This is a genomic window from Actinobaculum sp. 313 (assembly GCF_003073475.1).
Taxonomy (GTDB): domain Bacteria; phylum Actinomycetota; class Actinomycetes; order Actinomycetales; family Actinomycetaceae; genus Asp313.
Map to the genome: position 1 here is coordinate 1,793,012 of NZ_CP029033.1, position 12,224 is coordinate 1,805,235.

Here is a 12,224-nt window from a genome sequence, read left to right on the forward strand (position 1 = left end):
ACCGACATCGCGGACGGTTTCCGCTTCATCTGGAATGAACCGGCAATGCGAGCGAGCCTGCTGATTCTCATGCTTGTCAACACCGGCTTCGCTTTTACCTTGAACTCGGCGAGCTACCACCTCATTCGTTCCGGGTACTCGGCCTTCCAGCTGTCCCTTTTGGAGGCCCTATATGCGGTCCTCATGATTATCGGCTCCGCTCTGGCAAGTCGTTTTATACAGCGCTTACGCGCGGGCCGAGTACTAGTGGCCACATTTCTCGTAATGTTTGGGATTTCCGCCGCCTCAGCGGTTAACCACACGTACGTCGCATTACTCGTCTGGCTCGCGTTGTATGGTCTAGTGTTTCCCTTCGTCGCATCCGTGATGCAGGGTTATGCCTTCTCCACCACGCCGGGAGCACTGCAAGGCCGCGTTAACTCAGTACTCGCGATGAGCGAGCTACTGTTGACGGCGTCTGTTCCCGCTATCACCGGTGTGCTTGTCCAACAGGGATACGCCACGCCCTCTTTCGGTCTGGGCGCTCTCATTGCAGGACTGGCAGTGTTGGCCCTATTGGCTAGCCGCAGCTTACGGACGCTGGGTAAGCCGTCGCAGTGGCATGCCGATTCTCCCGTCAGCGACGACAATAGCGTATGAGTGCAGTTTCCTCACGTTCTCGCATGCAGGCATTCCTAGCCAGCCTACCTGCAGATTCAGACGCGAACTCCGTTGTGGAAGCTGGCCTGTTGGAAGCCGTAAATGTCGGCATATCGACGCTACCCGAGGCCCGCATCGGGTAGCGCTCTGAGGCCGACTATTCACCGCAAACTACGCGATCTGAGATTAAGGGTGAAGCGTGTTGGTAGGAAAAGCCTGCGCCCTGCGCCATTAGCTCGCGTTGGACCTGTGCAGTTTCCCGTAAGCGGCCTAAGCTTTGGCCCGTGATAACGGTATCGCGCTGAAAGCCGTAACCGGGCACCTTATCCCTCCTGCGATGTCAGAATTCCGCCATGCCCTGCCCGTGTTAGCGGTGTCCTGTGCGGTCCTGTCCGCAGTCACGGCCTCTGCCTGCTGGAGCGAGTGATGGGAACTTGTCCAAATCCCGTCCAAACGAAAGCCGCCCAGTTGAGGGGAGCCGCGAAATCCGCGAGATTCCGCCACTTCTTAAGTGGAACCAATCAAGTTTTCGTTCGTTTGGACGGGATTTGGACATCGCCCAAGCGACTTCACTTCGAAACGACTCCCGAACGCCTAGCTCGGACGCCCAAACTGGCAACTGCAACTTCCCCGAAGCAGCACTGGTCCTGTTCTTGGGTGGCAGCGCCATTTGCTCCGCGCGGAACACGAACAACCTGCGTACTAGTGGTGTGAAGTTGCCGGTACAACTTGCCCGCGCACAACGCGAGAGGCCTGAGTGCTGGTGGTGTGAAGTTGCCGGTACAACTTGCCCGCGCACAACGTGAGGGGCCCGAGCGCCGAATCTGTCTCGAAGTTGCCGGTACAACTTGCCCGCGCACAACTCGAAGGGCCCAAGCGCCGAATCTGTTGCGAGTTACCGGTGTAACCTGCTCCACGCACAACGCAAAAGGCCCCGCACCTTGCGGTACGGGACCTTTCCAGCGCGTCATGCCCGAAGGCGGTTCGCGCCGCATTATTCAGCTCTTTGCGCATTCCACGCGCTCGTTATCCCGCGAGGTGCATCGTGTGCCAGCAATCGCTGCACGAGTCCTTGCGGAGCGCGAGCGCTCGGCGGTACCTCACTCAGAGGCGCCCACGCGGATACGGACGAAACCGGTGACCTTGCCGCCAGACTGCTTGACAACCTCGCTGACCGGGGTCTTCGGATCGCGGGCGTAGCCCTGCTCCAGCAGCACCGCCGACTTATAGAAGCCATTCATACGGCCCTCGACGATCTTCGGCACGGCCTTCTCCGGCTTACCCTCGGCGATGGTTGTCTCGGTTGCGATGCGCTTCTCGCTTTCCACGACCTCAGCCGGGACGGATTCGCGATCCAGGTAGCTGGGGCTCAGCGCAGCCACGTGCACGGCGATGTCGTGGGCGATGGGGCGCCAGCGGCGTCGGTTGCAACCAGCACGCCAACCTGCGGAGGCAGATCGGGGTTCGTGCGGTGCATGTACGCCTCCACATGCTCGCCCTCCAGCACGCTGATATGCGATACCTCAAGCTTCTCGCCGATGATGGCGATCATGCCCTCAATACGGTCCTTAACCGTGCCCTCACCGAGGGAGGCGGCCAGCAGCGTCTCCACATCGGTGGCCTCCGAAACGACGGCGGCTTCGAGGATCTCCTCGGCCATGGCGATGAACTTCTCGTTCTTCGCCACGAAATCGGTCTCGGCGTTGACCTCAACCAGCACACCGCGCTGGCCGGAATCGGTATCGCGAACGGCGGATGCAACCAGACCGTTAGAGGCGGTGCGGCCTTCACGCTTCGACACCGACTTCAGGCCCTTGACGCGGATGATCTCCTCCGCCTTAGCGGCGTCGCCGTCCGCCTCGGTGAGGGCGTTCTTCACGTCCAGCATGCCGGCACCGGTCTTATCACGCAGTGCCTTAATATCGGCAGCCGTGAAATTTGCCATGGGTTAATGCTCCTTTATTTTGACTGCGATCGGGATCTTGCCGCGAATCAGGCCTGCTCGGCAGGTGCGTCAGCGGCCGCGGATGTTGCGGGAGCCTCGGCGGCCTCTTCCGCAGGGGCGGCCTCTGCAGCGGCTTCCTCGGAGGCTTCGCTTGCGGACTCAGCGGCTTCCGGAGCCGCGGCAGTCTCGGGGGCCTCAGGCGCTGCGGCGGCCTCGGGAGCCTCCGCTGCATCGCTCGGCGCAGCCTCGCTGGCTGCCAGCATCTCGCGCTCCCATTCGGGCATGGGCTCTTCGGCGCTGTCTGATCCAACACCACTGCCGCGAGCCATCAGGCCATCGGCGACGGCGTCGGCAACCACGCGGGTCAGCAGCGAAACGGCACCGATGGCGTCGTCATTGCCCGGAATCGGGTAGGTGACCTCGTCGGGGTCACAGTTGGTATCGAGGATTGCCACGATGGGCAGGCCGAGCTTATTCGCCTCGGACACAGCCAGGTGTTCCTTCTTCGTGTCCACAATCCACACTGCGGAGGGCACCTTGGACATATCGCGGATTCCGCCCAGGGTGCGCTCCAGCTTCTCCTTCTCGCGCCGCATCATCAGCAGTTCCTTCTTCGTGCGGCCAGCCGAAGCGACGTCGTCGAAGTCGATCTGCTCCAGTTCCTTCAGGCGCTGCAGGCGCTTGTGAACGGTAGAGAAGTTGGTAAGCATTCCGCCAAGCCAGCGCTGGTTCACATACGGCATACCAACGCGCTCTGCCTGCTCACGAATGGCTTCCTGCGCCTGCTTCTTCGTGCCGACGAAGAGGATGGTGCCACCGTGGGCGACCGTCTCCTTCACGAAGTCGTAGCTGCGATCAATATCGGTGATCGTGCGCTGCAAGTCAATGATGTAAATCGAGTTGCGCTCGGTGAGGATGTAACGCTTCATCTTCGGGTTCCAGCGGCGGGTCTGATGCCCGAAGTGGACGCCGGCTTCAAGCAGCTGGCGCATGGTAACGACTGCCATGGTCGTCCTTTCTCAAGCGCACGCCGAAGCGTGCTATGGGTTGCTGTGCACGGCGGGATTGCCGAGCACCCTAGTGTTCACGACGACGCCGCCCCGTTGCCGGGGACCTTGGCTATCGCGCCGCAGCCATGCCACGGTTTTGAACACGCGAAGTCGACCAGTTCAAAACTGGCCGCCTCATGAGTTTAGCGGAAAAGCGCCGTCTTAAGCCACTGTGGGAGCCTCGGTGAGCGGTGGGCTTGGCAACAGGATGCCAGGGATAGCAACGGCCTGCGGCGATACAGCTCTCCACAGCCGCGTCTATGTCGTTCCCTTCCACAGGCGGAAGCCCGGGGTTTCCTCTATTGCTCCGCCCATGAAGACTCTCCCTATGAGAAGCAGACTGTCAGCACTTAGTATCGTGAGCCTTTTGTCGCTCTTCGCCGCAGCCGTACTGCCTGCTGCGGCCGGAACCCGTGAGCATACCGCAGCGACCCATGATGCTGCGGTATACACCGTAGCCTTCCCAGCGGCGAGGGCCACATCCTCTCCCAGTACCATCACCTCCGGCGAGCTGCCAACCACCGAGCGAGCGGAGACCGCATATGACTGGCCATCCGGTCACGAGGTACCGGTGCTCCGCGCATTCAGCCCTCCCGCACAGCGCTGGCTCTCCGGGCATCGCGGCGTTGACCTGGCATTGAATGAGGGAGACACGGTTTACGCCGCGGGAGCCGGGAGCGTTGTGTATGCGGGAAGGCTCAATGATCGCAATGTCATTTCGATCGAGCATTCCGGGGGTTTACGCACGACCTACGAGCCGGTGGCGCCCACGGTGAAACGTGGCGATCACGTGGAGTGCGGCGATCCCATAGGAACGGTGGAGGGTACACATTGCGGGCCTTTTGCCTGCCTGCATTGGGGAGCGAAGTACTCGGACGATCGCTATATCGATCCACTATCACTGCTGCACAAAAAGGTGATCAGGCTGTGGCGATAACGTCCCGTGCTTGCCGGGTGCTTGCCGGGCCTCCCGGCGTTATCGCAACCTTCCAATGGGTACAGTCCCAACCTGCGGGGGAAAGATGTGCGGAGTTGTTACCTTGACCATGTGCCGCCTGCACAGTCCCGACCTGCGAGATGGCTTTTCATGACTCACACGGCAAGTGACGCGTCGGCCAGCACAGTCCCGACCGGCGGGAAGGCTTTGGTGGTTTCGTCCGACGAGTTCTTGAATGAGTCACGCGGCCTTGCCGTCGAGGCCGACGACGCCGGGCAAGGCGGCCTTCCACAGCCCGGTTACCATCCTCGCGATTCCTAAAACGTCGGTCTCGGTATGGCGATCTCCGCTGGAGCGGCAAAGTCAAGAAAGCCTCCACAGCTGGAGAGTAATAGCCGGCGAGGATTAAGCGCGCGGGTGGGCCTGGGTGAAAGCGGAACGCAGACGCTCCGCACTGACATGGGTGTAACGCTGAGTGGTGGAAAGCGAGGCGTGCCCGAGGATTTCCTGCACGGTACGCAGGTCGGAACCGCCTTCCAGCAGGTGGGTCGCAGCTGAGTGGCGCAAGTCGTGTGGCGAGATGTCCGGCACTCCTGCCTCCGCGGCCAGGCGATGAACAATGTGCCGCAGCGTACGCGGGTCAAGGCGTTTGCCATGCACGCCCAGGAACAGTGCCTTCGTCGGTTCTTTCAAGAAACTCGCCCTCACCTCAAGATAAGAGCTGATCGCCCGCATGGCGGGAACACCGTAGGGCACAACGCGTTCCTTGTTTCCCTTTCCGACCACTCGTACCGTCGAATCCGCACCCAGGGAGTCGACATCCAGCGAGCACAACTCGCTGATACGCAACCCGGAGGCGTAGAGCAGTTCCAGGGCGGCGGCGTCGCGAAGATGTTCCGGTGTGCCATCGAGGGAACGATCATGCACGTAGCTCATGAGTTCTCGTGCTTGCTGCTGCGTTAGCACATGGGGCAATTCACTGTCGGCACGCGGAGCCTTCAGGCGCCCTGCCGCGTCTACACGCGTATAGCCGCATCGATGCAACCAGGAGCTGAAAGTACGGATTGAGGCCGAGTGCCGTGCCAAGGATGAGCGCGCCTGGCCGGAGGCCTGCAACTGGGCAAGCCATGCCCTGACGTCAGCCAACTCCAACTGCGAAAGGTCGAGGGGATCGGCGGGATCGACTCCCGCCAGGTCGGCCACGAACTCCAGAAGAGACCGCGCCTCGTACACATAGGCGGCAATCGTATGTTCCGAGAGTCCGCGACGCAGGCGCAGTTCGCCGGCATACTCGTCAAGCACGCCGTCGATCAGAATCCCTGTCGCCATGCCTCCAGCCTAAGCCAGGCTGGTTCACGCCTTCACGCTCGCCACACCGGGGCATCGTCAAACCGCGGTACCGGGGGCATACTCCTCACACCGGCGCATTATCAAATCCACCGCACCGTAGCAGCATCAAGCCACACCACCGCAACACCATCAAACCCGCCATACCGGGGTCAAACTCCCCACGCGGGCACACCATTAAATCCACCGCACCGTAGCAGCATCAAGCCACACCACCGCAACACCATCAAACCCGCCCTGCCGCAGCACAGCCGACGCCCCTACAGATTGCGCTGGAATCAGACTTCTTCCACCGCCTCACCACCGGCGTGGTTCACGTACCGAGGCATCACTCAACGCGTTGGCCGCGCCAAACGCCAGAGACCGTCGACGTTCTCAGCCACGCCAGCGACTTCCAGCATGCCCAGTCCGCGCAAAGTTTCACCTATTGCCAGGCCTGCCGTCGTCGCTATGCTCTCAACACCACAAGCTCTCTTCACCGGCAAGGCATCGCGCACCCGCACCGCAAGCGGGTCACCGGCCATGGCATCGTCAACCCGTTGCCCGTTGGCCGCTTGCCGCCTGTCCGATGCCGTACTTTTCGCCCCTCGGGCAAGCTTCTGGACACCAAACAAACCTCCCACCAGCTCAAGAATCTCCTCCACGTTCGTCACGCAGGTCGCGCCCGCGCGCAGCAGGCGGTGGCATCCTGCCGAGTGCACAGAGGTCACCGGGCCGGGAACAGCCCCAAGCGGCCTGCCGATTTCCAGTGCGTGATGCGCCGTCGACAGCGCTCCGGAACGATGCGGCGCCTCCACGACGACGCATCCGCTCGCCAGAGCTGCAATGATCCGGTTACGGGCAAGGAATCGATGCCGTAAGGGTGAGGCTCCGGGAGGAGATTCTGATACAAACAATCCTCCGGCGGCGAGCACCTGGCGGAACAGTCCGGCGTTCGCCGCGGGATATGGCCGATCAACGCCGTTAGCCATGACGATGATCGTATCCCCGCCGGCCGCGAGCGCTCCCCCGTGAGCGGCGGCGTCGATCCCGAATGCGCCGCCGGACACCACGCCTATTCCACGCTCTGCCAGTTCGAAGGCCAAATTACGAGCGAGGGACAACCCGTAGTCGGTCGCATCCCGTGACCCGACAATAGCCACACCGGTGCCAGCGAGAAGATTCACGTTCCCCTGGCACCACAGCCCTAGGGGGCGAACCGCATCAAGATCATCGAGTTGCTGCGGCCACAACGGGTCACCCGGCATCACGAAAGCCCCCAGCGCGGCGATCCGATCAGCATCATGATCGAAGGCCGCATCGTCAAGGCGGTGACTCCATCGACCCACCGCCTGCTGCAGCCGCGCATCGCAGGGTTGGCCCTTCCCCACCACTTCGCGCAACCAGTCGAGGGCGGCCGCATAGCCCAGATTCGAGGTGAGTGCAACGGCTGCGGCATCTTCTCCCTCCGCTATACGGGTCCACGCCATTGCGGCCCGACGCTCGCGGGAAACCGCGGTAGCCTGCCCCGCCTCATACTGCCCCGCTTCAGACCGCTCCGCAGACTCATACTGCTCCGCAGAGTCCCTATGCCGCTCCATAGAATCCTCCCCTTAAGCGATACGTGAACGCCTGGTGAAAGTCGCCTTGATCTGGCGAATCATGGCCTGCCAAGTCGGCAATGGTCCAGGCCAAACGGAAGACCTTGTCGACGGCGCGCATGGTAACCTCCCCTTGCGCGAGAGCCCGGTCCAGATCGCGCACCACAGCCTGCGGCACATCCACGTGACGCCGCAGCCACGTACCCGGAACCTGCGCGTTGCGTGTCCACGGAGTACCCGCCAGGCGCCTGCGCTGCCTCTCCCGCGCCCGGAGCACCCTCTCCGCCACCCGGGCGCTCGGTTCAGGCTCCCCCGCCATGGCCAGAGCTGCTCGCGAGGGCCGATGCAGTACAACATTCAGGTCAAAGCGATCCAATAGCGGTCCGCCGATCCGGCGGAAATAGTCGCGCCGTTCACGCACCGAGCATGTGCATTTGCCCGGCCCGTCCAAATACCTGCCACAGCGGCAAGGATTTGCCGCGCCAATGAGTTGAAAACTCGCCGGGAAAGAGACCGTGGCTCGGGCGCGGTGTATCTCCACGCGTCCAGACTCCATCGGTTGGCGAAGTGCCTGTAGGGCGTGGGTGGAGAACTCCGGAAGTTCGTCGAGGAACAGCACGCCACGGTGCGCACGCGAAGCCGCTCCAGGGCGTGGTACGGACCCGCCACCCACCAGTGCAACCGCGCTGGCCGTATGGTGCGGCGCGGCAATGGGAGGCACGTGGCTGATTCTTCCGGTGAAATCGCCAGTCACCGATGCAATGGCGGCAACTTCCACCGCCTCATCGGTGCTCAGAGCCGGGAGAATACCCGGAAGGCGGCAGGCCAGCATCGACTTGCCAATTCCGGGCGCACCCGTCATCAGCAGATGGTGTCCGCCGGCCGCCGCAACTTCCAGGGCCCGCCGCGCCTCCACTTGGCCGCGTACATCACATAAGTCAGGCAATGACTCGGTAGCGGCCTGGGATTCAGAGTATGGCACCGGCTCCTTGGGAATACCTGAACAGGTGACTCCGGCGGCAACAGCCAATTGGCTCAAATGCCAGACCTCCGTTGCTGGCACATGCGCCAGCTCAGCCTCCCCGCCGCTTCCCCACGGAACGATCATGCGCTGTGCCTGTTCTCGGTGTGCGGCCAGAGCCGCGGGAAGAACGCCGCGCACCCGCCGCACGGACCCATCCAGGCCCAGCTCACCCAACAGATAGGTACCCGATTCGCTGGACCGTCCACCCATGGCGCCGAGAATCGCCACCGCGATCCCCAGGTCAAATCCTGTTCCAGTTTTCGGCGTGTCGGCGGGCGATAGGTTGACGGTCAGTCGTGCTGAAGGGAAGGTGATCCCCGATGCCGCAAACGCAGCTCGCAGGCGCTCCCGCGATTCGGACACTGCGGTATCCGGCAGCCCGACGATGGTGAACGATGGCAGCCCAGAAAGGATGGCCGCCTCAATCCGTACCGGATGCCCTTCCACCCCCACCACCGACATCGCCTGTGCCACGCCGATTATCATGCGATGTCCTCGATATGAGTGAGAGTCCATGTGCCCTCGCGGTGAACGGTGATTGCGACCAGATCCACGGCGAGATGCGGCGCATGGATCTGCTGGTCGGCAATCCACTGCACCAGCAACCGCCGCAAACGCGCGAGCTTTTCCCGCGATATCGCCTCAACTGCCGACACGCGGGAACCTGCGTGCCGTGTTTTCACCTCCACAGCGACGACGGCGTGGCGCTGCGGATCGGTACACACGAGATCGAGTTCGCCACTGCGGCAGCGCCAATTCCTACCATGAACCGTCCAGCCACGAGCGGCCAGCTCATTCGCGGCAATGGATTCACCCCACTGCCCCAGTTCGCGCGGCGTGAGCCTCTCAACCGACGCCGTCGCAGTCGGATCCCTCAGAGAACCATCATCGGCACGCTCCGAGGAACTGCGCGCCGATTCTGTTAATGACATCCCATATGATTCACTGCTCATGAGACAAGCCAAGCGTGCATGGTCCTGTATCTCTACGCCGGTGGCTATCCTGGGATAGTTAGCTCATTTCGTTCCCTGTGGAGATCTCGCTCGCAGCACACGCGTAGACGAAAGCTTGACGTCAGTATCGCGCTTGACACCAGTCTCCTGGTTGAGGCTGATCGCGCGAGAACGGAACAATGAACACATCACCGCCCCAAAACATTGATGCACATGGACCAAATCATCACCATGGAACACGGCAGGATACGCGAAACCGGCACCTTCAACGAACTCGTCACAACCGATGGACCATTCGCACGCCTCGTCAAAGACTCCCGCGAATAACCAACACCCAGACGCCTTATCGGGCCAGTTGAGATCTAGGCCCACCTGCCCTCTCGGAGTCGCCGCCCCGATTGCCTTCCCGGTCCAGTCACCATCTCGGCCCGGTTAGGCTCGCGGCCAAGTCACCGTTCGGGCTGGAGTTACCCTCTTAGCCCGGTTGCCCCTACTCCGGCAAGTCGAGTTCGCGGGTGATGTCCTGCTTGTTGAGCTCTTCGACATTCACATCCTTAAAGGTGACCACCCGCACCGAGCGCACGAAACGCGAGGTGCGGTAGATATCCCACACCCACGCATCAGACAGATTGACTTCGAAAAACACGTCTCCTCCGGACGACGCACGGACCTTCACGTCGACGTCGTTGGCGAGGTAGAAGCGACGCTCCGTCTCCACTACGTACCGGAAGATCTTGACGACGTCGCGGTATTCGCGATAGAGGGCAAGCTCCTGTTCGGCTTCGTACCCTTCGATGTCACTCATTCATCCTCCTTGTGTGAAAGCTCCAATTGGGAAGGCTCTGGTTGTGAGACCGCTGGTTGTATGCGCCCCGCCTCAGAGGGTTCGAGGGGCGAGGGCTCCGATTGGGAAAGACCTGGCAAACGCCACGATACGCGGTGTTGCGGCGAAGTGCCCAACTCCCGCAAAGCTGCGATATGCGCGGGCGAGGCGTAGCCCTTGTTTCTTGCCCAATCGTAGCCTGGATGCTGCGTATCAAGCGTGACCATCAACGCGTCCCGCTCCACTTTCGCTGCCACCGAAGCCGCCGCGATCACAGCGCAAGACGCATCGCCCTTCACCTTGGTGAGGACGGGAAGGTCAGGCAGTAACGGCGCCGCATCGAAAAGGGGCGCATCCGTCCACCAATTCACATTGCCGTCAAGAAGCACGGCCAACGGCCTGTGCCCCGCCGCGATCAACGTCGAGAGCGCATTGGCAGCGGCATGGCGCAAGGCCGCCATGATTCCCTCGCGATCAACAACATCCGGACCAGCGTGCCCGACAGCAACATCCACCGCCCACTGCCTGCACAGCGGTGCGAGCCTGGTACGAGCTGCAGCGCTCAATTGCTTGGAGTCGCGCAGGCCGACGGGAAAGTCGTCTGAGGTACCTGAACCGATAAGTGCGATTCCCACGCTGACCGGTCCTGCCAACGCACCTCGACCAACCTCATCGACGCCCGCTACTAGTGCATCTTCACCGGCACGTTCACGAACACGGGCCAGCAGCGCCAGCTCTTCCTCACGGGTCGGGGTGATAGGGATGCCATCTCCTTTTGCTCTAGTGGTTATGCTCTACTGGTCCGCAACCGCCTATTTGACACCGTCGGTTACCTGACTGAGTTGTTAGTTATCAGGGACCTGCGCAAAGACGTCGGAGGCATCTTCCAACCCTCCCGCATGGGAGAAAGGATAGAAAACCGCCCACACTCTGCCCACAACGTTATCAACCGGAACGAAACCATCACCCGTCTGACTCTGGTGTGCCCGCGAGTCGCGCGAGTTGGAACGATTATCGCCCATGACCCATAACTCGCCCTCCGGAACGGTCACCTTGAACTCCTGCAACGAAGGCGCCATGCCCTCATCCAGATAGGTCTCCTCGATCTCCACACCGTTGACCATGAGATTGCCATCGGCACTGCAACAGCTCACCGTGTCGCCGCCCACACCAATAACTCGTTTGACCAGGTGCTGGCCCGCGTCGCCGGGAAGCAGGCCGACCGCTTGGAGGGTACGCGACCCCCAGCGCTGCCAGGCTGGTCTAGTGTCTTCGGTCTTGTCGAGCCATCCCCCAGGATCAACGAATACGACGACATCGCCCCGGTGAATGTCCTCCTCGTCCGTCGCCATCCGGTTGACTACGATCCGGTCGCCGGTCATCAGAGTTGTTTCCATGGAGCTGGAGGGCACGTAGAAAGCCTGCAGAAAGAACGTCTTAATTACGACGGAAAGCAGCAGGGCCGCCGCAACGATTGCGACGAACTCGATAAGTGAGCGGGTACGAGACGATTTCTTCTCGGCCGTTGTCTCAGCTTCCTCGTCGCGGATATCCTCCGGATCCCGCGCTGCGGAATCCTTGGACTCTTCAGAGGACGTGCGTGCCCGCGTCTCCGCCCTCTCGGCCGCTGCTTCACCTGTACCGCCTTTGCGTTGGGCGTTGCCTCCTTTGGGCGGGAACGACGGAGGCATTTGCTCCGCTACCCGCTCCAGAGCGGCCGCCTCCTCTAGGCCCTCTGACTGGGCCAGCTGCGAATCACGGGCAACAGGAGAATCGCTGGCAGCATTACCTGCCGCCAGTCTTTGGGAACCGGGGACGTTCCTTGCGTCCTCGGCGTCCGCCTGACCGGCGTCGTGATCTGCCGCCATTCCTGCTCCTTGCTGCGGCCCGCCTGCTTATGTGCGGGCACTCGTTGTCTCATCGGGTT

Annotated in this window: 12 protein-coding genes and 1 pseudogene; 4 read left to right on the plus strand and 9 right to left on the minus strand. The window is 61.9% G+C overall.

Going from position 1 to position 12,224, the window contains the following annotated elements; translation table 11 throughout:
* Positions 1–45 precede the first annotated feature (45 nt).
* Positions 46–639 (plus strand): MFS transporter, encoded by a 594-nt coding sequence (locus DDD63_RS07805; RefSeq protein ID WP_108715896.1) that lies wholly within the window; start codon positions 46–48, stop codon positions 637–639.
* Complete coding sequence (locus DDD63_RS12470) at positions 636–782, plus strand: hypothetical protein (RefSeq protein WP_205647212.1); 147 nt, start codon at positions 636–638, stop codon at positions 780–782. Before DDD63_RS07805 ends, DDD63_RS12470 begins: the two co-directional genes overlap by 4 nt.
* 957 nt (positions 783–1,739) lie before the next feature.
* On the opposite strand, the pseudogene tsf reads toward DDD63_RS12470, so the two are convergent.
* A pseudogene (tsf, locus tag DDD63_RS07810) lies at positions 1,740–2,584 on the minus strand (translation elongation factor Ts).
* 47 nt (positions 2,585–2,631) lie between these two features.
* Positions 2,632–3,591 carry a 30S ribosomal protein S2 gene (rpsB, locus tag DDD63_RS07815; protein WP_108715897.1) on the minus strand — a complete coding sequence of 320 codons (960 nt, stop codon included), beginning with the start codon at positions 3,589–3,591 and terminating at the stop codon, positions 2,632–2,634.
* Positions 3,592–3,961: 370 nt separating this feature from the next.
* Between rpsB and DDD63_RS12925 the strand changes: the two genes are divergently transcribed.
* Both DDD63_RS12925 and DDD63_RS12265 read left to right on the plus strand, forming a co-directional pair.
* Positions 3,962–4,570: a M23 family metallopeptidase gene (locus DDD63_RS12925; protein ID WP_108715898.1), complete on the plus strand. Its 609-nt coding sequence runs from the start codon at positions 3,962–3,964 to the stop codon at positions 4,568–4,570.
* Positions 4,571–4,720: 150 nt separating this feature from the next.
* Positions 4,721–4,891 (plus strand): hypothetical protein, encoded by a 171-nt coding sequence (locus DDD63_RS12265; protein WP_164505496.1) that lies wholly within the window; start codon positions 4,721–4,723, stop codon positions 4,889–4,891.
* Positions 4,892–4,975: 84 nt separating this feature from the next.
* Here the strand turns inward: DDD63_RS12265 and DDD63_RS07825 are convergent, their stop codons facing one another.
* The 7 genes from DDD63_RS07825 to lepB form a co-directional block, all read right to left on the minus strand.
* On the minus strand, positions 4,976–5,899 hold the full coding sequence (locus DDD63_RS07825; protein WP_108715899.1) for a tyrosine recombinase XerC: 924 nt from the start codon (positions 5,897–5,899) through the stop codon (positions 4,976–4,978).
* A gap of 350 nt (positions 5,900–6,249) precedes the next feature.
* A complete protein-coding gene (gene dprA / locus DDD63_RS07830; protein ID WP_108715900.1) occupies positions 6,250–7,497 on the minus strand; it encodes a DNA-processing protein DprA in 1,248 nt (415 codons plus the stop codon).
* The gene (locus DDD63_RS07835) at positions 7,484–9,007 is read right to left on the minus strand and encodes a YifB family Mg chelatase-like AAA ATPase (RefSeq protein ID WP_108715901.1); all 1,524 of its coding nucleotides are present in this window, start codon (positions 9,005–9,007) and stop codon (positions 7,484–7,486) included. The genes dprA and DDD63_RS07835 overlap by 14 nt, the downstream gene beginning before the upstream one ends.
* On the minus strand, positions 9,004–9,474 hold the full coding sequence (locus DDD63_RS07840; protein ID WP_108715902.1) for a YraN family protein: 471 nt from the start codon (positions 9,472–9,474) through the stop codon (positions 9,004–9,006). Before DDD63_RS07840 ends, DDD63_RS07835 begins: the two co-directional genes overlap by 4 nt.
* A gap of 490 nt (positions 9,475–9,964) precedes the next feature.
* On the minus strand, positions 9,965–10,279 hold the full coding sequence (locus tag DDD63_RS07845; RefSeq protein ID WP_108715903.1) for a DUF2469 domain-containing protein: 315 nt from the start codon (positions 10,277–10,279) through the stop codon (positions 9,965–9,967).
* Positions 10,276–10,932 carry a ribonuclease HII gene (locus DDD63_RS07850; RefSeq protein ID WP_346426203.1) on the minus strand — a complete coding sequence of 219 codons (657 nt, stop codon included), beginning with the start codon at positions 10,930–10,932 and terminating at the stop codon, positions 10,276–10,278. Before DDD63_RS07850 ends, DDD63_RS07845 begins: the two co-directional genes overlap by 4 nt.
* Positions 10,933–11,142: 210 nt before the next feature.
* Positions 11,143–12,165: a signal peptidase I gene (gene lepB, locus DDD63_RS07855; protein ID WP_240611220.1), complete on the minus strand. Its 1,023-nt coding sequence runs from the start codon at positions 12,163–12,165 to the stop codon at positions 11,143–11,145.
* Positions 12,166–12,224: the final 59 nt, after the last annotated feature.

Coding starts and splice junctions, on each gene's coding strand:
- DDD63_RS07825 (WP_108715899.1), bottom strand. CDS start 5,899: ATGGCGACAGGGATTCTGATCGACGGCGTGCTTGACGAGTATGCCGGC.
- DDD63_RS12265 (WP_164505496.1), top strand. CDS start 4,721: ATGACTCACACGGCAAGTGACGCGTCGGCCAGCACAGTCCCGACCGGC.
- DDD63_RS12470 (WP_205647212.1), top strand. CDS start 636: ATGAGTGCAGTTTCCTCACGTTCTCGCATGCAGGCATTCCTAGCCAGC.
- lepB (WP_240611220.1), bottom strand. CDS start 12,165: ATGGCGGCAGATCACGACGCCGGTCAGGCGGACGCCGAGGACGCAAGG.
- rpsB (WP_108715897.1), bottom strand. CDS start 3,591: ATGGCAGTCGTTACCATGCGCCAGCTGCTTGAAGCCGGCGTCCACTTC.
- DDD63_RS07835 (WP_108715901.1), bottom strand. CDS start 9,007: ATGATAATCGGCGTGGCACAGGCGATGTCGGTGGTGGGGGTGGAAGGG.
- DDD63_RS07845 (WP_108715903.1), bottom strand. CDS start 10,279: ATGAGTGACATCGAAGGGTACGAAGCCGAACAGGAGCTTGCCCTCTAT.
- dprA (WP_108715900.1), bottom strand. CDS start 7,497: ATGGAGCGGCATAGGGACTCTGCGGAGCAGTATGAGTCTGCGGAGCGG.
- DDD63_RS07840 (WP_108715902.1), bottom strand. CDS start 9,474: ATGAGCAGTGAATCATATGGGATGTCATTAACAGAATCGGCGCGCAGT.
- DDD63_RS12925 (WP_108715898.1), top strand. CDS start 3,962: ATGAGAAGCAGACTGTCAGCACTTAGTATCGTGAGCCTTTTGTCGCTC.
- DDD63_RS07805 (WP_108715896.1), top strand. CDS start 46: ATGCGAGCGAGCCTGCTGATTCTCATGCTTGTCAACACCGGCTTCGCT.